We start from the raw sequence: 24732 nt of genomic DNA, 5'->3' as shown, positions 1-24732 counted from the left end.
GTCCTTTTTTTATTGGGATACGTGGGAGCCTGGGGGAAGGCGGCACCAGCCGATGCCGAGTCCGCCTTCGCCGAGGTGGGTGCCGATGACGGGACCGAACCAGCCGGTATCCATTTCCACATTCGGATAAGAGTCGGCAAGCTGTTGTTTGATGCGCTCTGCTTTCTCCGGCCGGTTCGCGTGTATGACGGTCGCCCGCACGCGCGCACCGCTGCCGGCATCTTCATCAAACAGCTGCAGCACCCGGTTCAACGCTTTCTTCTCCGTACGCACCTTCTCAAACGGTACGATAAGCCTGTTTTCAAAATGCAGTACCGGCTTAATCTGAAGCAGGCTGCCGACAAGCGCCTGTGCCCCGTTCAGCCGGCCGCCGCGGTGGAGATGATTGAGGTCGTCCACAACAAAATAGGCGCGCGTCCGCTTCTTCATTTCGTCAAGCCGTTCGAGAATCCGGTCCGGAGAAGTTCCTTCCTCCGCCATCGCCGCCGCTTCGAGCGCAAAATAACCCTGCGGCATACAGCTTATCTCTGAATCAAACACATGCACGTCCGCCCCTTCGATGCCTTCCGCAGCTGAAACGGCGGTTTGATATGTACCGCTGATGCCGCTCGACAGTGTAATTACGATAATGGCATCGTGGGTTTCCGCCAGTTTTTCGTAAACTTCGATAAACAGACCCGGCGGAGGCTGTGACGTCGTCGGCAGCTCCGGGGACGTTTTCATTTTTTCATAAAAAGCGTCCGTGGACAGTTCGCATTCTTCCTGAAACGCCTCCCCGCCGAAAATGACGTGCAGCGGAACAACCGTAATTCCGGTTGTTTCCACTGTGTCTTTCGGAAGGTAGGCAGTACTGTCTGTCACAATTGCAGTTGCAGTCATACGGCTGATCCTTTCCTTCTTCTACCGCAGCTGTTACCTTACTTTAACCCAGCCCTTTTTGATCGACTCGACAACGGCCTGGGTGCGGTCATTGACATTCATTTTCTGCAGGATATTACTGACATGGTTTTTGACGGTTTTTTCACTGATATAAAGCGTTTCGCCGATCATTCGGTTGCTGTAGCCGTCGGTCATCAGCTGCAGCACTTCGCATTCGCGCCGGGTCAGGATGTGGAGCGGCTTCCGGTATTCCACTTCCTTGTAGCCGATCTCCGCGTTCGACGTCTCCACATCGGCATCGCCGTATGCCAGACGCCGGTATTCCTTAATCAGGTTATGGGTGACTTTCGGATGGATATAGGCACCGCCGCGGCCGACAACTTTCACCGCTTCGATCAGCGCATCGGCATCCATTTCTTTCAGCAGGTAGCCCGCCGCGCCTGTTTTCAGGACATGGGTGACGTAAGATTCATCGTCATGGATGGAGAGAATTAATACTTTCACGTCCGGATATTTTTCGATCAGATCGCGTGTTGCTTCCACCCCGTTTGTCCCCGGCATGTTCACATCCATCAACACCACATCGGGATCATTTTCCTCCACCAGAGAAACAACTTCATCCCCGTCATCGCCTTCCGCAACGACTTCGAAATTCTTTTCCATATCAAGGATCCGCTTCACGCCTTCCCTGAAAAGCTGGTGGTCATCTATAAGTATTAATCGTATGTTCTGTTCTTCGTGTTCCTGCATGAATGTTCATCCTTTCCCGTTTTCTTTTCCTTATTTGTATTGTTTTCAGGTTACACCGAATCGCTTCCCTGCTCCGCAGGGCCGTCCGCAGTGCCGTCAAACACCACATGAACCATCACAACGGTTCCTTTGCCAGGTGCGGAGTCAATCGTCAATTCCCCGTTCAGGGCGTTGATACGTTCTCTCATTCCCATCAATCCGAATGAATCTTCGCTGCTCACGGATGGGTCGAACCCTATTCCGTCATCCTTTATGACGATAGAAACATACGAACGTTTCATTTCGATTTTTACCTGAACCTCCGTTGGATTCGCGTGTTTACGGGCATTCTGCACCGCTTCCTGCACGATCCGGAACAACCCGGCTTCCAGGTTCGCGGAAAGCCGCAGGTCATCCTGCCCCAGCGAAGAAAAACGAATAGCAAGGTTCGTATTTTCTTCGATGTTGTTTAAATACTTGTTTAGTGTCGGCACGAGCCCGAGGTCATCAAGCGCCATCGGGCGTAGATCATAAATGATCCGCCGCACCTCGGCAAGACTCGATTTAATCATCGACCGCAGATCCTGAATTTCCTCAAGGGCCTTGTCCATGCCCTGCTCATCTTTAACCCGTTCGACGAGTTCCGAGCGGAGCAGGACGTTGGCGATCATTTGCGCCGGGCCGTCATGAATCTCACGTGCCACGCGTTTTCTTTCTTCTTCCTGGGCTTCTATGATTTTCAGGCCGAACTGCTGCTTTTCTCTCGCATCTTCGACCATTTCCCCAACTTCCTTGAGATCTCCGGCCAGAAAATTGTACACGACCGTCACCTGGCTGACAAGCGCTTCTGCCCGCTCCATTGTGCCTTCGAGCTGGAGAAGGCGCCGTTCGATCGTGTCCCGGCGTTCGCGGAGCTGCTTTTCCTCCTGCTGCAGCACGGCCAGATTTACCTGCTGCTCATTCGCCTGTTCATAGGCTTTTTTTACATCTTCATTACTGTAGCTTTTAAAATGGCGGCTCACCTCGGCAAGACGGTTCCTCGCGAACCGGGCCTGCAGCTCAGTATGCTCCGACTTGTCAATCACCGAAGCCACTTTTTCCCGCACTTCATTCAGCTCCTGCTGGAGAGATTCATATTCCCGCCTCGACCGTTCACTGATTTCAAAAATCTGCTCCTTGCTGTCGCCGACGGTGTTCAGCATTTTATCAATGATCTCATCTAATGAAAGCTTTGTTGACAAGAGTGTCACCACACTTTTATGGTTTGACAGAAATTCTCGTTTCGTTATGATTATTTTAGCACACTCAGAAGGGCCTATAACCCTTTATCCGGAAAAAATCATACATTTACATATTCCGGGGCGATTCGAAACGTCTCGTGTTCCTCTCCCAGCATATCATGTTCTGTCCCTTTAAAGTTTTACAATATGATTATAGAATAGTTACACCATAAGGAGGATTCTTTCTGTCATGCCCGATACCTATTATACAGTAAAAATGAGTAAAACCGGTGAAATAACCATCAATAAGTCCCGTTTTCTTGCCCACGCTGCTCGTGTTACAACCGAAGAAGAAGCCCAGGCATTCATTGATATGATCAAAAAAGAACATGCCGGCGCCACTCACAACTGTTCCGCTTATCTTATAGGTGAAAATGATGACATCCAGAAAGCTAACGACGACGGCGAGCCGTCCCGAACGGCCGGAGTTCCGATGCTTGAAGTCCTGAAAAAAAGAGAACTGAAAGACACCTGTGTCGTTGTTACACGCTATTTCGGCGGAATTAAACTCGGTGCCGGCGGCCTGATCCGCGCTTACGGACAGGCCGTGACTGCCGGATTGGAAGCAGCCGGTATTGTCGAACGGACACGCATGAAAGTGATAAGCGCGGCGGTGGATTACACGCTGCTCGGCAAAATGGAAAACGACATCCGGCAGTCTTCCTATTTACTGAAAGATATCTCCTACGAAGAAGCAGTGACGTTTTACGTGTACGTTCCGGCCGGAGAAGAAGAAACGTTTACCTCGTGGCTGACGAATATCTCAAACGGACAGGCGTCCGTCAATGAAGAAGAGGAAACCTATCTCGAACAGGACGTCCCCTCCTGACAGACGTTTCCTCTTCCTTCAACTTATTCTGCCGTATTTCTTTCTTTTTCCCGTATTATTTCCCCGGAAATAATTTTTTCCGCATTAATGTAACGACACGCATAGAATCATCGTCTCATGGAGAGAGACGTTTACACGTCGTCTTCTGAAAAATAATAAATATATTTACGAAGCGGGAGCGGTTATGTAAAATGATGGGGACAAGACAACCGGGATGTTACATGAGTGAAGGAGAATAGTATGGCAGATAAAGAACCAAATACAAGACTGCGGCGACGCAAACAGCGGACCCGCCGGATTTTTAAAACATTTATGATTCTTGGATTAATTTCCTTTGTCGTGCTCGGGGCGGTCATCGGCTACTTTGCCTGGAAGTTCACCACAGTTGCCGCCGATACTCAGGAAGCACTGGACCGCGGCGATAAGTCGGAAAAACGCGAAACCGCCGTCGATCCAAATGAAGACAACTTTTCCGTCCTGTTCCTGGGTGTCGATGACCGTGAAGGCGAACTGGAAGGCCGTACCGACGCCATGATCCTCGCCACCTTTAACCGAAGCGAAGAATCAGTGAAAATGACGAGCATTCCTCGTGACTCCCTCGTCGATATCCCAGAGCACGGGGAAGATAAAATCACACACGCCCATGCCTTCGGAGGTACCGACCTTGCCGTGGAAACCGTCGAAAACACATTCGATATTCCGGTCGACTATTATGTGAAGCTGAATTTTGAAGCCTTCATTGAAATCATTAACGCCCTGAACGGCGTCGAAGTCGACGTGCCGTTCGCTTTCTCGGAACAGGACAGTGAAGGCAACGATAATGCCATTCATCTCGAAGAAGGCACCCATATGTTAAACGGCGAAGAAGCCCTTGCATTCGCACGCATGAGAAAACAGGACCCGCGCGGAGATATCGGGAGGGGCGACCGCCAGGAACAAATCGTTTCCGCTTTAATCGAGCGCAGTGCCTCCATCGGCTCCATCCATAAATACGATGACGTGCTGGACAGCGTGCAGGATCATATGACGATGAATTTCGATGTCGGAGATCTCGTTTCCTTCCGGAAGTACGCGGGATCGGTTGATGACATTGAGCGCCTGCAGCTGCAGGGTGCTGATGTGCGGTACAGCGGCATTTATTATTACCAGCTCGATCCGGCCGTCACCGAAGACGTGTCCCAGGAAATGCGGAACCATCTGGAACTTGATGAGCAGGATTCATCGGAAGGAACGCAAGCTGAATCTCCTTAAGGAGGTTCAGCTTTTTTCTATGCCAAAGGCGGCCGGGGCCGCCGTTTCTCTATCGATTCCAGGCATTTCTGCATTGATTCTCGGAGTTTCTGCCTCGATTCTTCTTATAGATGGCTCAAATGGTAGATTCGTCCTTTGTTTTTCCGGTTGTGGGGAACGCGCAGTGAGCTTAGCAGGCGGAGGGTGACCTGGCTGGAAGGAAGGCTTAGAAAATCGCGGCACTGCTCGGTAGTGAGAAGGGGACTGATTAATTCTTTGTAATCCTGGAGGGCGCAGCGGGGTGCGTCTTTCGTGCGGGAGCCGCAGCTGCTGCAGCCCCAGAAGCCGTTCTTGCTTTTGTGCATCGGCAGTCTGCCGCATTCCGGGCATTGCACTCCTTTTTAGATATCGTCCATGGTCAGCCCGAATTCTGCTAGAATATCGACCTCTTTTGGCCGGCATTCCTGAATCAGGCGGTCCGCTGCCGTTTGTAAACGGTGAAAAGGCATCGTCGTTTTCGCTTCTTTATTTTTGAGTTCCTCTATGTCATACGGAAGCTGGGCGGCATGAATGACATTGGTTGACGCGGCTTGAATGATGGTAGTGGGAAAACTGATGACAACCAGCGTATGAATGGGAGGCAGGACGAGAGAGTGATGCTTCAGCCACTCTTCCAGCTGCAGCTTATGCCGGTGCACCTGAAGCCGCGGGTCCGGGAAGCCTTCCTCTTCCCCATGGAGAGTCCGGGTCATCTGATACCGATGTTCGTCAAAAATCAACGTGCCGGTGAGATTTTTCACTTCGATGATCAGGGAAAAAGACGGGGTGAGGAGAAGGGTGTCCATTTGGAAATGGGAAGAGCGGACGGAAAGACGTAGGTCGTGTAAAAGGAGATACGGAGGATGGAGAAATGAGAGATGGTAATCGATGGCCTTTTCTCCGCGGTATCCTGCACCGTAGCGCCGTGCTTCCTGTTTCACCTGGTCCCGCTTTGGGTGCGGGTCTGGAAGCCGGCGCTGCAGTATATCAAGTTTCTTGAGAATATCCGGTGTGGTCCGGTGTTTTCTGATCATGGCATCTTCTCCTTTTGGTTATCTCTTACGTATTCGAGGGATTTTTGGCAACTCCTTCTTTTTTCTCTATCGATTCCGGATGTTATCCATCGATTCTCCGGGTTTTTTTCATTTTCTCAATTGATTCCAGAGATTTCTGCATCGATTCCCGGAATTTCCGCCTCGATTCCTGCCATTTCTGCAATGATTCAGTCAAAAAAAGCTCCCTGCTGGAAGCAGGGAGCGGATATTAAGGACGTCTTGGTGAATTAAACTTGTTCATGAGACGCATGACCGGCCGGTACTGGGAGTTGACCAGTCCGACCAACTCGGCCATCAGCTCGATGCCGATGAGAAGGACCATCATGATCACCAGTGACACCCACAGCGTCGAAATCGTAAACATCAGCGCTGACATGCCGAAAAACAGGCTCAGCGCGTAAATAATCATGACTGTCTGCCGGTGGGAATAACCGAGCCGCAGCAGGCAGTGGTGCAGATGCGACTTATCCGGCGCAGATAACGGCTGCTTGTTGACAACCCGGCGGATGATCGCAAAAAACGTGTCCGAAATCGGGACCGCCAGTATAATGACCGGCACGACGAGAGAAAATATGGTTACGTTCTTAAAACCTAACAGCGAAATAACACCAATCATAAATCCGAGAAAGAGCGCTCCGCTGTCCCCCATAAAAATCTTCGCCGGGTTGAAATTGTGCACGAGAAAGCCGAGTGTTCCGCCGAGCAGTGCAATCCCGAGAGCGACGATAAAAATGTCCCCCTGAATAATGGAAAGCACCGACACCGTTGCCAGTACGATGGAAGAAACGCCGGCGGCCAGACCGTCGAGGCCGTCAATCAGATTAATCGCGTTCGTGATACCGATAATCCAGACGAGCGTCAGTGGAATGCTGAACCATCCCAGATGCAGCTGACTGTCGAATGGAAGGTTGATGAATTCAATCTGAACGCCGCCCATAACAACGATCACCGCTGCAATAATCTGACCGAGCAGCTTCCATTTTGCGGATAATTCCGTGAGATCATCGAGAAACCCTGTAATAATAATGATCGTACCTGCCGTCAAAATATACGGCATATACGCATTTTCCGGCTGCAGAATGAGCAGTCCGACGAGAAACGCCGCATAAATCGACAAGCCGCCTAAGCGGGCCATTGCTCCCTTGTGTACTTTCCGGTGATTCGGCTGATCCGTCGCGCCAATTTTAAACGCCAGTTTCTTCACAAGCGGCGTCAACAGGAGCGAAAGCAGAAAACAAGTGGTCAGCGCCAGTCCAGTGATCATTTTGAACCTCCTTCATTACCGTTACCTATTCTTCGATGTTTTATGTATGATATATGAACCGTGGTGAGCTTTCCTGTTTTTCCTTCACAAAAACGCATTCCACCGAATTATATCATATTTTGCATAAAACCATACCGTTTTCTTTAAAAATCTTTTATTTCGTTTTCCTGTATATTGGACGTGGTTCCCCCGTTTCAGGTTGCATATTTTTTTAGGTCGGAAGAAATCTTTTTTCCGGCTTCGAAAATTGGTATAATTTTCTCCAGAACATGTTTCCTATGCCACGCATTTCAAAGTTTCATAGAAAAGGAGGTCTCTGACACAATGAACCGATATTTTCTGGCAGGAGCGGCAAGCTCCCTTTTGGCTGTCGGCGCCGTCGTTACAACACCGGCTCTTGCGGAATCCGAACCGGTACTCGCCAGTGTAGACTGGGTCGTTTCCCAGATTGAACCGCTGGAAGAACGAATCGACGGGCTGGAAGAGCGTATTGATGAACTCGAGAGTGACGTTGAAGAGCTGAAAGAAGAGCAGGAAAACTAGGAATCTACTTGAATCTGTACATAGAAAGAAGGATCTTCAGTGATGTATAAAAAATTAACGGCAGCACTTCTGTCCGTGCCGCTCGCTGCATTCGCCGCTTCTTCGGCATCTGCAGAAGAGCCGCAGGACCTGTATGATGAGCCGATGACGATCAAACTCGTCCCTTCTTCCAATTTTAATGCCGAGATTCACGGTTCCTACCAGCTGATCGATCAGGCGGACGGAGAAACCGTGGAAATGGATAACGACATCCAGTTCCGGTACGGCGAAGAGGAGGTAACGGTGAAAGTTTCCGATGATGACAGCGATATGTATACATCAACGGAAGGTTTTATCCTCCAGGAAGACGGTGTGTCGAGCAGTAATTATGTGTCGCTGAGCTCCGTGGAGCGGGCCGGCACTTCTTTTCAGACAACAGCGTACCGTGGTTCATTCGTCGTTGAACCGGAAGAAGCGCAGAATCCGGAAGGAGCGGACGATGCAGAAGAACAGGACCCCGGCAATGAAGATGAAGATGACACCGTCGGACGCCTCCAGCTGTTCAATGTACTCGATATCGAGGATTACTTAAAAGGCGTCGTGCCGAAGGAAATGTCGGCATCCTGGCCGTTGGAAGCGTTAAAGGCGCAGGCGGTGGCAGCGCGCAACTACGCCAAAGTGAACATGAATTCCAATGAATTTCTGTATGATACAACCACCCATCAGGTGTATGTCGGCCGCTCCGGAGAAGGCAGCCGAAGCAACCAGGCGGTCCGGGAGACGGAAGGCATCTACGCCGAGCATAACGGCAATCTGATATACGCCTACTTTCACGCGAGCTCCGGCGGACACACGGATGACAGTGAAAATGTCTGGTCCAATGAAGTCCCTTATATCCGCGGAGTGGACGACCCATACGACACCCACAGCGGCAATCCGAATAATGAATGGACCGAAGAAATAGACCAGGAAGCCATCAGCGACGCTGTTTTTCCGGACAGCAGCTATGAATTGTCCGACCTTGAAATTGTCGAAAAAAGTGAAGCCGGGCGGGTGCAGCAGCTGCGGGCCGTCGGTGTGAACGAAGCAATCGGGGAAACGCAGGAAAAAATACTGCCGGACGGATCCTCTCCGGATTCGATCCGCTGGAACCTCGGTTCCACGCTGAAAAGCACCATGTTTGATGTTTCCAAAGATACAAACAGTGTCTCCGTAAAAACGGCCGACGGCTCCGAGCAGTCGTATGAATCCGCCCTCGGCATGAAGGTCCGCCAGTCCGACGGATCCGATGAAGTGGTCGCTTACGATAACTTTGCCGTACAGACAAGTTCCGGCGTCGAATACCTGAAAGCAGCCGCCTCTTCCTATCAGTTTTCCGGAAGCGGCTGGGGGCACGGACTCGGCATGAGCCAGTGGGGCGCTTATGAAATGGCGCAGCAGGGCATGAGCTATCGCGACATCCTCACCCACTATTACACCAATATTGATATTGTTCAGCGGTAAGAGAGAACCCGGTGCTTTTAGACAGCACCGGGTTTTTCGTATTGTTTTGCGGTGGAGTTATCTATCGATTCTGCTGATTTCTCTGTTGATTCCAGGCTTTCTCTATCAATTCCAACTCAATTTCTGATTTTCTGCATCGATTCCCACATTTTCTCTATCGATTCTCCGGATTTCTGACTCGATTCATTCATTAATCGCCTCATACCAGCGGACTCCTTCATTACCGATATCCTCTTCCAAGTCCGACAAACGCTCACGAATATCCGATGCCAGGGCTGCGGCTGCTTTTTTATGCTGCTCAGCATCGGCCTCATTTTCTGCATCAGATAATTGCCGGAGTTCTTCCTCCAGTTGTTCCCATCCATCATGATACGAAGTGTCCATCCCTGCTTTTTGCAGCTCCGTCATGTGTTGTGTCAGCTCTTCCGTATAACGGCCCCGGTTGAATGGGGACATTGATTTTCTTATATTGCTTTCTTCGAGCATCGACTGCGTTTCCCTGACTGTGACCATATAATCCGTACCAATCGAAGCCTTCATCGATTGATTTTCATTGTACAACAGGCATCCTGCCCCCGCGCCAAGACAAAGAATGAAGGAAAGTCCACCGATTATCAGTTTTTCCCTGCGAAAGGATACTGTTTTTAATAGAGCAGGGATAATAAGGAAAAAGAAAATGATTCCAAGAACCAGAAGGATACCACTGCTTTCTGACATTCTGCTCCCCTCTCTCCGTTGAATTTTATCTATCGATTCTGCTGATTTCTCTATTGATTCCAAGCTTTATCTATCGATTCCAGCTCAATTTCTGATTTTCTGCATCGATTCCCCCATTTTCTCTATCGATTCTCCGGATTTATGCATCGATTCTCCGATTTATCACATCAAAAATCCCGGCAGTCCTTCCGCCGGGATCTTCTATCTCCTATTCTTCCTGCTCTATGAAATAATCATCCATCGTGCGCGACATGAAGAGAGCGAACTGGGCGCGGGTGGTTGTTTCGTTCGGACGGAAGTCGTCTCCGGCTTCCGATGTGATCTGCTGGTCGGCGATAATATTGATTTCCTCAAAGTTCGGATAATCTTCGCCGATGTCGGTGAATGAATGCACCTCTTCCGCGTCCGGGAGATCATACGCTTCTACGAGCAGCGCCGCCATCTGCGAACGCTTCAGGCCTTCTCCGGCCATCATTTCTCCGTTGCTCCCGGTCATAATCCCGTGGTATTCGAGCGCGGCGAGCGCATCATAGGCATGATGGTCCGGGCTGACGTCATCCACCTGGATCTCGTAATCCTCCGGTGCTTCCAAATCAAGCTCCGCGGTCAGCATTTTAGCAGTCTGGGCGCGGGTGATTGTTTCGCCGGGTTCAAATTTTCCGTTCGGGTAACCGCTGATGACACCCTGATCGGATAAGTACTGAATTTCTTCAAAGGCAAAGTAATCGGCGCTGACATCCGGGTAGATCGGTTCTTCCGGAATCTCCGGTTCCCCGGCGCCAAGCTCGCGGATATCGCTTTCGAGATCATCCACACGCTGTTCTGTTTCATCGATACTTTCTTCCGTGTCAGCCAGCTGTTCTTCCGTCCAGTCCGCAGCGGCGGCATCCTCGGATTGATCGGCCTGGGCTCCGTTCCCGGAACATCCGGCAAGTACGGTCGCTCCGAGCAGGCTGCCACTCAGCACTGCATACTTCCATCGCTTTCCCATTGGTATATCCTCTCCCTTCCAGACGATTATTTTCTTCCAATTCCGTGATAAATGATTCCTTCGGCTTTCATGGTTTCAGGATCCAGGGCATTTCGTCCGTCAATGACAACCGGACGTCTCAGCTGTTCCTTGAACTGGGAGGCAGTGAGTGTTTTGCATTCCTGCCACTCTGTCACAAGAAAAGCGGCATCTGCGTTCTTCAATGCTTCAAGCGCTGTATCGGCGTACTCAATGTCAGCGGTGATCGTCTGTCTGGCGTTATCTGCCGCAACCGGATCAAACGCCTGTACCCGTGCGCCTTTTTCCGTTAGATCTTCAATAATTTTCAGAGCCGGCGCCTCCCGGATATCGTCCGTATTCGGCTTGAACGCAAGACCGAGCACTGCAATGGTCAGCCCTTCAATGTCTCCGTCAAAAATCCGCGTCAAGTGTTCAATCATGCGCCGGTTCTGCTGTTCGTTCACGTCATTGACCGCCTGCAGCAGAGGGGGATGGTAATCCTTTTCTTCGGCCAGATACTTGAGCGCCTTGACGTCTTTTGGAAAACAGGAACCCCCGTAGCCGATACCCGCCTTCAGAAATTTCGGCCCGATCCGGTGGTCCAGGCCCATGCCCCGCGCCACCGCATTCACATCGGCATCATAAATGTCACAGATGTTGGCCATTTCGTTAATAAATGAAATCTTGGTGGCAAGAAATGCATTGGACGCGTACTTGATCATTTCCGAACTGCGCGGATCGGTAACGACAATCTGATCGGTGAGCCCCTGGTGAAGCTCTTCCAGTACTTGTGCCGCACGCCTTGATGAAGCGCCGATGACGACACGATCCGGGTGGAACGTGTCTTTGACGGCGGAGCCTTCCCGCAGAAATTCCGGCACCGAGCAGACATCAATATCAGCGGCCGGCTGCCGTTTCTGAATAATGCCTGCCACCGCTTCGGAGGTACCTACCGGAACGGTTGATTTATTGACGATCACTTTATACGCATCATCCACCGCTCCTCCGATTTCTTCTGCCACTTTATAGACAAACGACATGTCCGCAGCGCCGGTCTCGGTTTCCGGGGTGCCGACGGCAATCAGAATAATGTCGGAATGGCGGACCGCCCGGCCGATGTCGGTAGTAAATGTCAGTCTGTCTTCTGCTTTGTTTTTGCGGACCAGCTCTTCCAGTCCCGGTTCATAAATGGGAATCTTGTTTTCATTTAACCGGTCCACTTTTTCCTGGATGTTGTCGACACAGATCACCTGATTGCCAAGATCTGCAAAACAGGTGCCGGACACAAGGCCGACGTACCCTGTTCCAATAACGGCTACATTCATTTTATTTTCACAACCTTCTTTTTTGCATAATCCAGCAGGTCATCGATTTCCTGGAACCGCAGCAGTTTCATGAAAAAGAAAAGCAGGACGGCTGCGGCTGCGCCGCCGGACAGTAAAGATATGTATGGATTAAAGTCCCCTACGGCCTGCTTTACAATGTACAGCCCGGCCGCCATCATGGCAAGGAGGGCGGCAGGTCTGCCGACCGCGCTCATCCAGGGGATTTTCGTCACCTGATGTAATTTTAACACAGATCGGGTGCCGAACAGGAGCAGACAAAAGTTGCATATCGACGCGATGGATGTCCCCCACGCCACACCCGCGGCACCGAGTGGATCCAGAAGCAGCACCGCGATGCCTGCGTTGATACCGAGCACCGACAGAAGGCTGACGGCGACCGGATAGATGGAATGTTCATAGGCATAGAAAAAACGGGTCACATAGACATTTGCCGCATGGAAAAACATCCCGATCACCAGAATCTGGAGCAGCGGTACCGTCATGGATGTTGACTGATCGGTGAAACTGCCGTATTGAAATACGACGCGGATAATATCCTCCGCAAAAAAGACGACAAACACCGCAACAGGCAGAATCGACAGCGCCATCCAGCGAAGCCCCCTGCCGTAAAGCGCGCTGATGCCCTCTTTTTCACCGGCTGCCACTTTCCGGGACAGCATCGGGTACACGACGGTGGTGACCGCCATCATCAACACACTCTGTGGCAGCTGTACGATTTTTGCCATGTAGTTGAGTGCGGAAATGCTGCCTTCTTCCAGAAAGGAGGCAAACACCCGGTGCAGCAGAAAATAAAGCTGCAGGGTGGCACCGCCGAGAAGAATCGGCACTGCCAGTTTAAAGGTACGCCACGTTTCCGGGCTGCGGCCGAAACGAAAGCCGAAGTGGAAAAAGTTTTCCCGGCGGATGAGACAGACGAGATACACGCACATCAGCGCTGCGCTGATGACCGCTCCCCAGGCATGGGCGAACGCTCCAAACCACGGGAAAAAGACAACCGCAATACCGAGAAAGGAGCCGTTCAGCAGGAGTGTGGCAGCCGCCGCCCTTGAAAAACGATCATTCACGTTTAAAATACCGGTGAGCCACATCGAGAGCATTAAAAAGAACGTGGCCGGCGCCATAATTCGGAACAGGTCCGTCGTTAACTGGAACTGATCCGCAGAAAGCCCGGAAAACAGCATCCCGATCACCTGGTCCGAAAACAGTACGAGAGCGCCGCTGAACAGCACGAGGGCTGTCGACAGCCACGCAAATACCCGCTCCAGGTACTCCCGTCTCCCCAGCGGACCGTCGATTTTCGTATATACCGAAATAAAGGCGGTCGTTACCGCCCCGCCGACGACGACATAAAAAAAGTTCGGAAGGGTGTAGGCGGTAATCACGCTGTCGGCCGCTTCATTGGTCCCAAACTGATAACCGATCACGATTTCCCGGAAAATCCCGAGAAACCGGGACAACAGATTAATAAAAGCGACCGCGCCGATGACCTGGATGAGCCTTTTGCCTTTCATCGTATACACATTCCTTTCGAAGCAGCTGTCACACCCGGTCGATAAAATTGCGGAGTATATCGAGAATATTGTCCCGTCCGCTCACAAACGGCTCCGGTTCAAATGTTTCCGCCTGCGTCAGTGCTTCGGCCAATTCGGATGGGTGTTCCATGCCGATAATATGGCCGGTCGACTGAAACTGCTCCACGATTTCGGTCTGATGGTTGTCATTGTGCTCTCCGTATTCGGCAAGCCGCGGAACGGCAATTACCGGTTTTTCTTTTTTGACACCGGTGATAATCGATCCGGTCCCGCCGTGGCAAATAACGATACGCGCCTCATCAAACGTCCGGTCCATTTCCTCAAACGGAAGAAACGGCGTCAAGCTCATATCCTCCGACGTGTAGTCCGTATGACCGGACTGGACGACCACGTTGTCGGTGATCGTGCCGTTATCGATGAGCCGCTCGGTTTCATCGAGCAGCCGGGTGAAGGGAAGTTCATGTGTGCCGAGTACAATAAAAATCAATAGATCGACCCTCCATGCACCGCTTTCGGGTAAAATTTGAGCATCGGCTCCCACTGCACAATAAACAGATCGGCAATGGGATAGACGAGACGGCCGGATAACGTCGGCGACGACGTCTTGGCGAAACTTTCAAGAAAAACAACCTTGCGGCGGAACAGTTTCGCGATATAACACATCGGCACAGCCGTATGCACTCCGGTTGTGACCACCACATCGGGTCTTTCTTTCAGAAAGATACCGAGTGATTTCAGGCAGTTGAAGGAAAACTTAAACAGATAACGGATCGGATAGTTCCGGGCTCCGTAAACGAGAAAAGACATCGGGTGGTCTTTTCTCATTCCTTCTGTGACGACTGTCTTTTCGGTAACGAGATAATAATCGTATTCCTGAAAGAGCGGCTGCAGCTGCATCAACTGCGTTAAATGACCGCCCACGGAGGAGATAAACAATACTTTTTTCTTTGTTCTGCTCATACAGTTTCGTTCCTTTGCCCGGCGTTTCGGTAAATGGCAAGGACCTGATCGGTAACGGCTTCGGCATCGTTTGCCGCTGCCTTTTCCAGACCCTTTGCTATCATCGTTTCGCGCCTGCTTTTATTTTCGAGAACATCGGTGATCTCTTCGGCAAGAGAGGCCGGATGCTGCGGCTCCGTCATTGCGCCGGCGCCGTCCCCGAGTACGTCGGCGAGGCCGCCGGTGTTTGTCCCGACCACCGGGGTTTTGCAGGCCATTGCCTCCACCGCTACGAGACCGAATCCTTCCAGATGCGAAGGAAGCACAAACAGGTCCGCGGCTGCCATCCAGTCCGCCACCTCACTCTGGGATTTCACACCCTGAAACGTAACGGCTTCTTCCACACCGAGCTCTGTGATTCTTGCTTTCAGCTGCTGCAGGTAATCTTCCTGCTTGGCCGGCCCGACGACATGAAGACGGACATTCGGCAGTTCCTTTTTCACGTTGGGAAGAGCCTCCACCAAATCGCCGATCCCTTTTTCCTCAATAATATTGCCCACGTAGAGAATATGTTTTTCGTAGGGAGACAGCTGCAGGACTTCCTGCATGTCGATCTGCTGCTTCGGGTAAAACACTCGGCGGTCGACGCCCATGCTGAACATCGATACCTTTTCCGCGGGGATACCGAAATCCCCCACTACTTGCTGTTTCAGGTCTTCCCCTACCACGATGACCTGTGCGGCGTCCTCTAGAATCTTCCGGGTCTCTTTTTGGAAAAAGCGGCCCTTTTTCGCCATTTTATTCAAATCGCCGCCGTGGCAGGTGACCACGTAGGGAATACCAAGCCGTTTGGCATACATGCGGGCCGGAATGCCGGAAGGAAACGCGTAGTGGGCATGGATCATATCATAATCACGGCCGGCTTTACGGAGGCGCCGCAGCGTACTCCACATCCAGGAGCTGTATTTTTTCAGGGCATTCTTTTTTCCCATGGCAGGATTGGTTACCGCCGCGACATCCACCTGATTGCCTTTGTTCATTAGCGCCTCCACCTGGTTTTTGACGAATATGCCGAATGTCGGCGCGGAAGCAGAAGGATACATATTACTGATGACAAGAATCCGCATGGCTATTCCTCCGTCTTATCGTATTGATACCAGTTTACCGCAATGGCGAGAAACAGCCAGAAAAACAGGGCGATCTGATGGTTTTCCCAGGCTGTGGACAAGGTCCCCATTAACAGCCAGGCAACCGTGAAGGTAATAATGAACAACCCGGCCCACCGATGTTTCGGATCAGACGACCCTGCCATTTTGGCCATTGTTTTTAAAATCGCGACAAAAATAAGAGCCAGCAGAATGACACCGACCACCCCGTATTCGACGAGAACATACAGAGCGTTATTGTCAACCGTTCCCATTGTGGTCGGCAGATCTTCGTGCATGAACTGATGCATTTTGGAGTTAAACACGAAGGCGGCATTGCTTCCAAACATTCCCGGACCGACTCCAATGACCGGACTGAACGTAAAAACGAGCAGGCCGCTCAGCACAATCAGATACCGGTAATTGCTGGACAGATCAAAGGTGTTGGCGTTGCGCTGCGCAAATCCTTCAAACATGAACAGCGCCGCCCCGTATGCCGCCGCAAAAATGACGAACAACCCGATGGCTCCGTATAACATGATCCGGAACGCTTTGTTTTTTCTAAAAATCAATCCGACAAGTCCGAAACAGCCGATCATGGCAAGAAACGCCTGGCGGGAGAAAGTCAGACCCAGTCCCGTTAACAGGAAAAGCCCGATCAGGCTGTAAATGAGAAGCTGTTTTTTCGTCAGGTGCGCCCGGTACACAAACATGTAAATCACAAGCAGCAGAATGACAGCCATTAAATAACCGCCGAGAGTGTTACTGGAATCCATGAATCCGAATGCGCGCACTTCTTCCCCGATCGAAACACTCCGGCGTTCTTCCACGTCGCGGAGCGGAAGCGGAATTTTGTACAGAATTTCGAACATGCCTGCAGCCGACTGAAGCACAGCCAGACCGAGAATGACATGAAACAGCTGCCGCACCCATTTGCCCGGAATGTCCACCGCAAGCAGAATGAAAAACAGGATGACAAACTGAAACAGGGCGCGTACCCCGAATACCCCCTGGGCAAACGGCACATTATTCACAAACATGCTGAACAGCGCAAACAGGAAAAACACAAACAGACTGGTGTTCAGCGGGTTTTTCAGGCGCTCCAGCAGACGGCGTCGTCCAAGCTCCGGGTGAAGTACGACAACGGCCGCCATGGTGAGAAGCAGTAATTCCCCTCCGTAACTTAGAAGGGTTGGAACGATGGGCAGCCAGTCTGACCAGATCCGAGTGAACAGCAGTTCAAAAGACGTCCATATGACAAGCACCATGGTTGCCAAAAGAAGCAGATGATTCGTCCTCTCTGCCGGGAGGTATTGATAAAAGATGTTATTCAGCCTATTCATCCTCGTTTCGTCCTTTCAGGCGGAGCAGATTCATGCCCTCGGCCGCCTGCTCTTTCAGCGTTTTGGAAACCGCCCGGATATCGGCCTGCAGGCGCGTCCATTCATGTTCCGCTTTCTCAAAAGCCGGCAGAATCTGTGTGAGATCTTCTACATCCGCTGTATAGTCCTGATAATTAATTTCTTCCATAAAGTCTTTCACTTTCTGATGGTAGGCAATACCGATGACCGGAGTTTCCGCATTCACCGACAGTATCAGGGAATGGAGCCGGGTTCCGATCACAACGTCCTGCGCGGCCGCTTCCGCTGCTATCTCTTCAGGGGAAAGATTGGCCTCCTGAATATGTACCTCATTCCGGTGCTCCATCCGTTCGGCAATATGTCTGGTTACCTCCACATCTTCCGGATATTTTGTGGAAAAGAAGGTAACCTCCACGCCCTTTTTATCGATCAGTTCATCAAGGGAAGCAGCCATCCCCTCGAGGTATGCCTCATGTTTTCCGGGATCGGCCTCGGGCCAATACCTGCTGCTGAAATAAGGAACAGCCGTGACCCCGACCCGCTGCAGCACTGCTGACGTTTCATGCACAGCTTCTACCGGCACTGAAAACGCCGGATCATAAATAACATGGATGTCGGAAGGCGCGCCGATCTGTTGCAGAAGCCGGCGCGATTTTTCATCACGGACCGAGACCGAAGAAGCCGCACGGAGCAGCCGCTTGATAAAAAAGGCGCCCGTTTTCGTCGTGATCGGACCGGCGCCTACGCCGTGCACCGCCACGCGGCAGCCGGCGCGTTTAGCGGTCAGTCCGAGGACACTGTAGAGCGGGGCATCTCGTTTATACATATCCATCAGGAGACCGCCGCCTCCGATGATCACAAGGTCGAGATGCTTCATTACTTTCCGGCTTTCGCGGATCGTTTTCAGTCCTGATTTCAGCGTGCTTCCTTCTTTATATAAGAGCGGATAGGACACGGTGCCGTGACGCTCTTTCGTATTCGCAGGATCATTGCTGAACACGACGATATTTTCTTTGGCCACGCCTCCTTCTGTCGTCAGCTGATGGAGGATCCCGGCCAGAATCGCTTCGTCGCCGATGTTATTATGCCCGTAATTACCAATAATTCCAACCTTCATATGTATACGTACCTGACCTTTTCTTATGTGTAGGGTCGCAAGACAATGCTGCGTGCAGTTCCAGGCACGCAGCACATCCATTCACCTTTTTTCCTATTATACACCTGAAGCCTTCTCAATCCTAGTTTCGATTTTTTTACAATACGGAAGAATAAGGAGAAACGTTTCAACAGACGCAGTTTGCGATACTGAACATATGCATTCAGAAATTGTCTCTTAAACCGGTGTTATAGACACTTTTTTTATAGAAAGAGAATATTTTGTCCCCTAAAAATATTTTCTACCCATTTTCAACCTCAGAATTACAGAAGGTGGTTCAAATCCTGAGATTGCAGACATTTTCCAGCGGAGCGTGTCCGTAAAAAGAGCTGCCCCAGTTTGTTGGAGCAGCTCTGTACCACGATTATTCGGTGATCAATTCCAGGTCGACCGGAATCGAATCTTCCACTTCTTCTCCACTGTCCACGCTGACCGCCGTTTCAACGGCTGTCTCACCGATTACCTGCGGCTGTTGGGCAATCGTGGCTGCCATGCTTCCTTCTTCAATGGCTTCGACCGCATCATCAATCGCATCAAAACCTACCACCATCACATCCTCCATGCCTGCGGCCTGCAGTGCCTGAACAGCACCGAGGGCCATTTCGTCGTTATGGGCAAACAGCGCGTCGACTTCCTCCGTGCTCTGTAAAATATTTTCGGTAACCGTCAGTCCTTCCGAACGGTTGAAATTCGCTGTCTGGTTGGCAACAACTTCGATGCCGTCTTCTTCATCGACAATGTTATGGAACCCTTTGCCTCTTTCATTGGCAGCCGAAGATCCTGGACTTCCCGTCAGCTCAATGACATTGCCGGAACCACCCAGCTCTTCTACGATAAATTCCGCTGCCATTTCGCCGCCTGCCACATTATCAGAGGCAATATGGCTGACTATTTCGCCGCTTTCCGCACTGCGGTCCACGGTAATAACTGGAATATCTTCTTCATTTGCCGTTTCAATAGCACTGCTGACCGCAGAGGAATCTACTGGATTCACAAGCAGTACGTCCACACCCTGCTGAATAAAGTCTTCTATATTACTGGTCTGGGTCGCCGAGCTGTTCTGGGCATCCGCAACTTCGAGATTTACGCCGTCCTGCTCTTCAGCTGCCGCTTCTGCCGCATCCGAAAGCGTAACAAAAAACGGGTTATTTAACGTCGACACTGACATCCCGATCGTCATGTCACCGCCGCCTTCTGCCTCTTCCGAGTTCCCTTCGCTGCCGTTCCCTTCGGATTCATTTTCCGAGCCTGAACCCGGTTCTTCGGTGGAACAACCTGCGGCCATCATCAGCACTGCTGCCGAAACACCCATCGCCTTCATCCATTTTCTCATCATTTCTTCCCCCTTAAATTTTATAATAAATATATACTGAAAGCCTCGCAGGCTTTGCAGCCGATCATGCATCTTTTTTACGGTCCAGGATGACAGCCAGTAGAATGACCGCGCCTTTAACGACCTGCTGGTAAAAAGAAGCCACATTCAATAGATTGAGTCCGTTGTTCAGCACCCCGATGATAAGGGCACCGACAAGTGTCCCAAAAATCCAGCCGCGTCCTCCGGTCAGACTGGTGCCGCCAAGCACAACGGCGGCAATGGCATCAAGTTCATACATCGTCCCGGCAGTAGGCTGAGCTGAATACAGCCGCGACGTTAAAATGATGCCGGCCAGAGCGGACAACATCCCTGTCAGGGAATAGACACCTATCTTGATGCTGTCGACCTTTAACCCGGAAAGGCGGGAGGCTTCTTCATTGCCGCCGACCGCATACACTCCTCTGCCGAACGTCGTCTTTTTCAGAATGAAATACAGCACCAGATACGCTGCAAACATCGTCACAACCGGAAACGGGATCATAAACAAATACCCCTGCCCCATCATTTCAAAGCTGAAATGCTGAGGAATATCCGAAATCGGCCGACCGTCCGTATAAACAAGGGTCAGCCCCCGGAAAATAGTCATTGTCGCCAGTGTGGCAATAAACGGCGCTACGTTTCCTTTCGTTATCACCACGCCGTTGAACGCTCCCATCAAAGCTCCGGCAAGAAGCCCGCACAGCATGGCCAAAACCGGATCCATGCCGCCGGCCATAAAGCCGGCCGTCAGCGCCCCGGCAAGGGCAAGCGTGGAGCCGACAGACAGATCGATACCTCCGGTCAAAATCACAAATGTCATCCCAAATGCGATCAACGCATTGATGGAAACTTGACGGAATACATTAAAAATATTATCCAGAGATAAGAACGATGGATTTAAAATCGTCAATACGATAACGAGTAACACCAGCCCGAGCAGCGGACCGATTTTTTGAAGCGTTCCTTTTAGTGAAGCGCCGTTATTCATTGGAAAGACCTCCCCCTGTAGCTGCCTGCATAATGTTTTCCTGATCAGCCTCTTCTCTGTCAAACACAGCGCTGATTTTTCCTTCATGAAGGACGAGAACACGATCGCTCATTCCGAGAACTTCCGGGAGTTCAGAAGAAACCATAATGACCGCCACCCCCTGTTCCGTCAATTCATTCATGATGTGGTAAATTTCTTTCTTCGCTCCGATATCCACCCCTCGTGTCGGTTCATCAAGAATTAATATGGAAGGTTCAATCCCCAGCCATTTTCCGATAACAATTTTCTGCTGATTCCCCCCGCTCAATGTTTTTAATTTCTGTTCCCTGCCGGATGTCTTGACCCGCAGTCGTTCAATCGTGTTGTCGGTGAAATCCTTTTCTCTCGTGTTTGACATCAAACCTGCTTTCGACAGTTTTCCAAGATTCGGGATCGCCAGGTTTTCACGGACGGAAAGATTCAATACCAGCCCTTCTTCTTTGCGGTCCTCGGTAATAAATCCAATACCGGCTTTTCTGGCGTCATAAGGCGTGCGGATACGGAGCCGCTCTCCATCCAGGTACACATTGCCGGATCTCTTTTTTCTTGCTCCGAAGAGAAGCTGCATCAGTTCGGTACGTCCTGCCCCCATCAGCCCGGCCAATCCAAGTATTTCACCGCGCCGTAGCTCAAAGGAAGCGTTTTCAAAAATACCGCCTGCATCCGACAGGTTCTCTACCCGAAGCCGTTCTTCACCGGGTACTGTGCTTCGGGGAGGATACTTCTCGCCAATTTCACGGCCGACCATTAATTTAACAATTTCTTCATAACTGGTCTCCGACACAGCTTTGGTTCCGGCGTATCCGCCATCCCGAAGGACGGAAATGCGGTCGCACAACTGAAAAATCTCTTCCATCCGATGAGAAATGTATACAATCCCGACCCCGGAATCTTTTAAGTGGTTGATCACCTCAAACAATGATTCGATTTCCACCTCGGTAAGAGCAGCGGTCGGCTCATCCATCACAATCACTTCCGCTTCCGTCGAAACGGCTCTCGCGATTTCGATCATCTGCTGCTGACCGACCGACAGGCGGCCTGCTTGCCGGTCCGGGTTAATATCAATGCCGAGCCGCTGCAGATACTCTGTGGTTTTCTGCCGCATTTCACTGTTCCTGTTTATGCCCCATTTTCCGTAGGTCAGCGGACGGCCGAGAAACATGTTCTCGGTGACCGATAGATTGGGGATGATATTCAATTCCTGATGAATGACGGCAATGCCGGCTTTTTCTGCTTCTTTTGGATGGGAAAACGTAACCTCTTCTCCTTTCACCCGCACGGTTCCCTCGTCACTAGCATAAATCCCTGTAAGAATTTTCATTAACGTGGACTTGCCGGCCCCGTTTTCACCCATCAACGCGTGAATCTCACCAGCCCGGACATTAAAGTCGATCCCGTGCAGAACATTCACACCATAGAAAGACTTATGAATTTGTTCCATTTCAACCAAAGGTACTGTCATGAAAAAATCACCCCCGCCTGTAAGATGACATTGGCAAACGGTGTCGCTTCACCGGTTCGAATGACCGCTTTAGCGTACTCCGTTTCTTTTTTGAACGTTTCATGGGAAAGGTACGTCACCTGTGCTTCTTCCGCTTTATGGAGAACTGCCCTGTGAAGTGTCTCATTCTGCTTCCGTATCTCTTCGGCCAGCGTATATTGTTCCACTTGCATATCTTCAAGTACCGCTTCGAATGTATCTAGAAAAGAAGGGGTTCCGAGTCTCAGCGCAAGGTCTATTTTTTTGACCCCTTCCGGTACCGGCAGTCCACAGTCCGAAATAACGATGGTATCGGTATGGCCCAGATCTGAAAGAACCCGGGAAACCGGCCCATTCAGCATTCCCTGTTTTTTCATTCCCGGTCCCTCTTTTCTTTCAGGAATTCATCCACTTCCTCCTGACTCGGCATGCCTCCCTGGGCCCCCATTTTCTGCACGGACAGGGCGGCTGCGGCATTGGCCCGGCGGCAGGCATCGGCCAGCGAACGTCCGCCTGTCAGCGCGGCAGCAAGTGCGCCGTTAAACGTATCGCCGGCGCCTGTCGTATCCACCGGTTCCACAGGATAACCGGAAATATGGCGTTCTTTGTTGTCTTCGGTGAATAACACGCCGTCCGCCCCTTTTGTCATGATGCAGCGGGGATGATACAACGCCTTATCGGCTTCATTCTGAAAAAGATGCAGGAGTTCGTGCTCATTGGGCGTGAAATAGTCGGTGTTCTGGAGAAGTTCTCCGGGGAGTTCCTGAACCGGAGCCGGGTTCAGGATAACCGTGGTCCCGTGTTTTGCTGCCAGTTCGGCCGCTTTCGCCACGCTTTCAACAGGAATCTCCAGCTGCAGCAGCACAATGCCGCTTTCAGCGATAACATGTTCATGTGCTTCTACAACCTCCGGCGTCACAGCCTGGTTCGCACCGGGAACAACAATGATGCGGTTATCCTGTTCGGACAGAATGATGGATGCCGTTCCCGACGGCATGTCTGTAACCGGTTCCAGATACCGTACAGAAACGCCCTGCTCCTTCATATGTTCCGTTAACCGCCCGCCAAACACATCATTTCCGACGCGTCCGATAAAATCGACTTCCGCCCCGAGTTTTGCAGCAGCCACCGCCTGGTTTGCCCCTTTTCCACCGGGGATCGTGGCAAAATCTTCACCGAGCACTGTCTCTCCCTGCGCCGGCATTCGTTCCGTGCTCGTCGCCAGATCCATATTAATACTGCCGATTACTGTAATTTTCTCCGCCATCGCTCTCACCTCTGTTCCTTTCTGTTCTTTGTTGAGCTTCGTTCGATCAACTCTGCCCGGAATGGTTCGGGATCACCCGGGCTCGAGACTCCCTGGATCAGTTCGAACAGAAGCTCGGACGCTTTTCGGCCCATTTCATACATCGGCTGGCTCATTGTCGTTAAACCGGGGGTCATCATCTCGCTTAAATGTATCCCATCAAAACCGATGACCTGCAGATCATCTGGAATGCTGCGCCCGGCTTTATCTGCGGCTTTCATTACTCCGAAGGCCATGACATCACTGCCGGCAAAAATACCGTCCACATCCGGATGTGCATCCAGCAGCGAGGCGGCCGCTTTTTCTGCGTCTTTCCAGTCGTAATCTCCGTCTACGATCAGCTCTTCCTGATACATGTCCGCCTCTTCCATGATCTGTTTGTATCCTTCAAAGCGCTGCTTCGCGTTTGTAACGTGCTGCGGGCCCCGGATATGAGCGATACGGCGGCAGCCGAGAGCCAGGAGATACCGCACCGCCTCCTGTGCCCCCTGTTCGTTATCGGAATACACGGAGGGAGCAATATCTCCAAGTGGTCTATCCAGGCCGACGAGCGGAAGTTTCCACTCTGCGATATGCCTGCGCTCGAGCGTATTCGTCACGATGATGACGCCATCGACGTATTTACGCTGCAACACATCGAGATAGTGGGCTTCTTTCTCCGGATTTTCATCGCTGTTACACAGAATGATGGTATAACCGTGGTCGTTCATCACGTCTTCCACGACACGGGCGAGTTCCGGAAAGAAGGGATTCATAATATCCGGAACAATGAATCCAATCGTATTGGATTCTTTTTTAAATAAACTTCTGGCAACGGAGTTTGGTTTATATTCCAGCTCCTCCATGGCCTGCATAACCCTTTTTTTCGTATCTTCATTGACATATCCGTGGTTATTGAGCACGCGGGAGACCGTCGCCACCGATACTTCTGCGTATTTTGCTACATCCTTGATTGTTGTCATCATCATGCCCCTGGTTTCCTGTAACGGGTTACACAGGTTCTGTAACCCGTTACATGTTATAGTTTCATCCTACCTTTCTATGAAAG

General features: G+C 51.1%; 25 protein-coding genes. 4 read left to right on the top strand and 21 right to left on the bottom strand.

Translation table 11 applies throughout. From position 1 onward, the window contains the following. Positions 1–9: 9 nt before the first annotated feature. From ACW9JV_RS03720 to ACW9JV_RS03710, 3 genes are read right to left on the bottom strand one after another with little or no spacing between them, the layout of a single operon-like run. Positions 10–879, bottom strand: a complete 870-nt coding sequence (locus ACW9JV_RS03720; RefSeq protein ID WP_457331478.1) for a DegV family protein — start codon at positions 877–879, stop codon at positions 10–12. Positions 880–912: 33 nt separating this feature from the next. Next, the gene (locus ACW9JV_RS03715) at positions 913–1629 is read right to left on the bottom strand and encodes a response regulator (RefSeq protein ID WP_457331476.1); all 717 of its coding nucleotides are present in this window, start codon (positions 1627–1629) and stop codon (positions 913–915) included. Between the two features lie 50 nt (positions 1630–1679). Further along, complete coding sequence (locus tag ACW9JV_RS03710; RefSeq protein ID WP_457331474.1) at positions 1680–2849, bottom strand: sensor histidine kinase; 1170 nt, start codon at positions 2847–2849, stop codon at positions 1680–1682. A gap of 229 nt (positions 2850–3078) precedes the next feature. On the opposite strand from ACW9JV_RS03710, the gene ACW9JV_RS03705 reads away from it, so the two are divergent. Both ACW9JV_RS03705 and ACW9JV_RS03700 read left to right on the top strand, forming a co-directional pair. Continuing rightward, positions 3079–3717, top strand: a complete 639-nt coding sequence (locus tag ACW9JV_RS03705) for a YigZ family protein (RefSeq protein WP_457331472.1) — start codon at positions 3079–3081, stop codon at positions 3715–3717. A 240-nt stretch (positions 3718–3957) separates the two neighbouring features. Then, positions 3958–4968 carry an LCP family protein gene (locus tag ACW9JV_RS03700; RefSeq protein ID WP_457331470.1) on the top strand — a complete coding sequence of 337 codons (1011 nt, stop codon included), beginning with the start codon at positions 3958–3960 and terminating at the stop codon, positions 4966–4968. A 104-nt stretch (positions 4969–5072) separates the two neighbouring features. Here ACW9JV_RS03700 and ACW9JV_RS03695 read toward each other — a convergent pair whose 3' ends face one another. The 3 genes from ACW9JV_RS03695 to ACW9JV_RS03685 all read right to left on the bottom strand — a co-directional run bounded on the left by ACW9JV_RS03695 (position 5073) and on the right by ACW9JV_RS03685 (position 7305). Next, positions 5073–5312 carry a hypothetical protein gene (locus ACW9JV_RS03695; protein ID WP_457331468.1) on the bottom strand — a complete coding sequence of 80 codons (240 nt, stop codon included), beginning with the start codon at positions 5310–5312 and terminating at the stop codon, positions 5073–5075. 36 nt (positions 5313–5348) lie between these two features. After that, positions 5349–6020 (bottom strand): nuclease-related domain-containing protein, encoded by a 672-nt coding sequence (locus ACW9JV_RS03690; RefSeq protein ID WP_457331466.1) that lies wholly within the window; start codon positions 6018–6020, stop codon positions 5349–5351. A 229-nt stretch (positions 6021–6249) separates the two neighbouring features. Continuing rightward, entirely contained in the window at positions 6250–7305 is a 1056-nt protein-coding gene (locus ACW9JV_RS03685; protein ID WP_457331464.1) for a glycosyltransferase family 4 protein, read from the bottom strand. Between the two features lie 324 nt (positions 7306–7629). Between ACW9JV_RS03685 and ACW9JV_RS03680 the strand changes: the two genes are divergently transcribed. Then, positions 7630–7848 (top strand): hypothetical protein, encoded by a 219-nt coding sequence (locus ACW9JV_RS03680; protein WP_457331462.1) that lies wholly within the window; start codon positions 7630–7632, stop codon positions 7846–7848. A gap of 42 nt (positions 7849–7890) precedes the next feature. Then, complete coding sequence (locus tag ACW9JV_RS03675; RefSeq protein WP_457334559.1) at positions 7891–9330, top strand: SpoIID/LytB domain-containing protein; 1440 nt, start codon at positions 7891–7893, stop codon at positions 9328–9330. 183 nt (positions 9331–9513) lie between these two features. On the opposite strand, the gene ACW9JV_RS03670 is transcribed toward ACW9JV_RS03675, so the two are convergent. The 15 genes from ACW9JV_RS03670 to ACW9JV_RS03600 form a co-directional block, all read right to left on the bottom strand. After that, positions 9514–10047, bottom strand: coding sequence for a hypothetical protein (locus tag ACW9JV_RS03670; protein ID WP_457331460.1), 534 nt, complete (start codon positions 10045–10047; stop codon positions 9514–9516). A gap of 208 nt (positions 10048–10255) precedes the next feature. Further along, positions 10256–11038 (bottom strand): S-layer homology domain-containing protein, encoded by a 783-nt coding sequence (locus ACW9JV_RS03665; RefSeq protein WP_457331458.1) that lies wholly within the window; start codon positions 11036–11038, stop codon positions 10256–10258. Between the two features lie 26 nt (positions 11039–11064). Further along, positions 11065–12363, bottom strand: coding sequence for a UDP-glucose dehydrogenase family protein (locus ACW9JV_RS03660; protein WP_457331456.1), 1299 nt, complete (start codon positions 12361–12363; stop codon positions 11065–11067). Next, complete coding sequence (murJ, locus tag ACW9JV_RS03655) at positions 12360–13895, bottom strand: murein biosynthesis integral membrane protein MurJ (protein ID WP_457331454.1); 1536 nt, start codon at positions 13893–13895, stop codon at positions 12360–12362. Before murJ ends, ACW9JV_RS03660 begins: the two co-directional genes overlap by 4 nt. A gap of 28 nt (positions 13896–13923) precedes the next feature. Beyond that, entirely contained in the window at positions 13924–14403 is a 480-nt protein-coding gene (gene pssE / locus ACW9JV_RS03650; RefSeq protein ID WP_457331452.1) for a PssE/Cps14G family polysaccharide biosynthesis glycosyltransferase, read from the bottom strand. Then, entirely contained in the window at positions 14400–14876 is a 477-nt protein-coding gene (gene pssD / locus ACW9JV_RS03645; protein WP_457331451.1) for a PssD/Cps14F family polysaccharide biosynthesis glycosyltransferase, read from the bottom strand. The genes pssE and pssD overlap by 4 nt, the downstream gene beginning before the upstream one ends. Further along, a complete protein-coding gene (locus tag ACW9JV_RS03640; RefSeq protein WP_457331449.1) occupies positions 14873–15982 on the bottom strand; it encodes a glycosyltransferase in 1110 nt (369 codons plus the stop codon). The genes pssD and ACW9JV_RS03640 overlap by 4 nt, the downstream gene beginning before the upstream one ends. 2 nt (positions 15983–15984) lie before the next feature. Further along, positions 15985–17343 carry an O-antigen ligase family protein gene (locus ACW9JV_RS03635; protein WP_457331447.1) on the bottom strand — a complete coding sequence of 453 codons (1359 nt, stop codon included), beginning with the start codon at positions 17341–17343 and terminating at the stop codon, positions 15985–15987. Beyond that, positions 17336–18478, bottom strand: a complete 1143-nt coding sequence (locus ACW9JV_RS03630; protein WP_457331445.1) for a polysaccharide pyruvyl transferase family protein — start codon at positions 18476–18478, stop codon at positions 17336–17338. Before ACW9JV_RS03630 ends, ACW9JV_RS03635 begins: the two co-directional genes overlap by 8 nt. A 403-nt stretch (positions 18479–18881) precedes the next feature. Then, positions 18882–19850 carry a D-ribose ABC transporter substrate-binding protein gene (locus ACW9JV_RS03625; protein WP_457331443.1) on the bottom strand — a complete coding sequence of 323 codons (969 nt, stop codon included), beginning with the start codon at positions 19848–19850 and terminating at the stop codon, positions 18882–18884. A gap of 64 nt (positions 19851–19914) precedes the next feature. Further along, positions 19915–20859, bottom strand: a complete 945-nt coding sequence (locus ACW9JV_RS03620) for an ABC transporter permease subunit (protein WP_457331441.1) — start codon at positions 20857–20859, stop codon at positions 19915–19917. Next, positions 20852–22360 carry a sugar ABC transporter ATP-binding protein gene (locus tag ACW9JV_RS03615; RefSeq protein WP_457331439.1) on the bottom strand — a complete coding sequence of 503 codons (1509 nt, stop codon included), beginning with the start codon at positions 22358–22360 and terminating at the stop codon, positions 20852–20854. Before ACW9JV_RS03615 ends, ACW9JV_RS03620 begins: the two co-directional genes overlap by 8 nt. Next, positions 22357–22755, bottom strand: coding sequence for a D-ribose pyranase (gene rbsD, locus ACW9JV_RS03610; RefSeq protein ID WP_457331437.1), 399 nt, complete (start codon positions 22753–22755; stop codon positions 22357–22359). Before rbsD ends, ACW9JV_RS03615 begins: the two co-directional genes overlap by 4 nt. Further along, positions 22752–23645, bottom strand: coding sequence for a ribokinase (gene rbsK / locus ACW9JV_RS03605; RefSeq protein WP_457331435.1), 894 nt, complete (start codon positions 23643–23645; stop codon positions 22752–22754). The genes rbsD and rbsK overlap by 4 nt, the downstream gene beginning before the upstream one ends. Before the next feature lie 5 nt (positions 23646–23650). Then, complete coding sequence (locus tag ACW9JV_RS03600) at positions 23651–24646, bottom strand: LacI family DNA-binding transcriptional regulator (protein WP_457334557.1); 996 nt, start codon at positions 24644–24646, stop codon at positions 23651–23653. Positions 24647–24732: the final 86 nt, after the last annotated feature.

The organism is Salibacterium sp. K-3 (genome assembly GCF_054052005.1).
The sequence above is the reverse complement of the archived record's forward strand: the minus strand, read 5'-3'. Positions and strand labels throughout refer to the sequence as shown.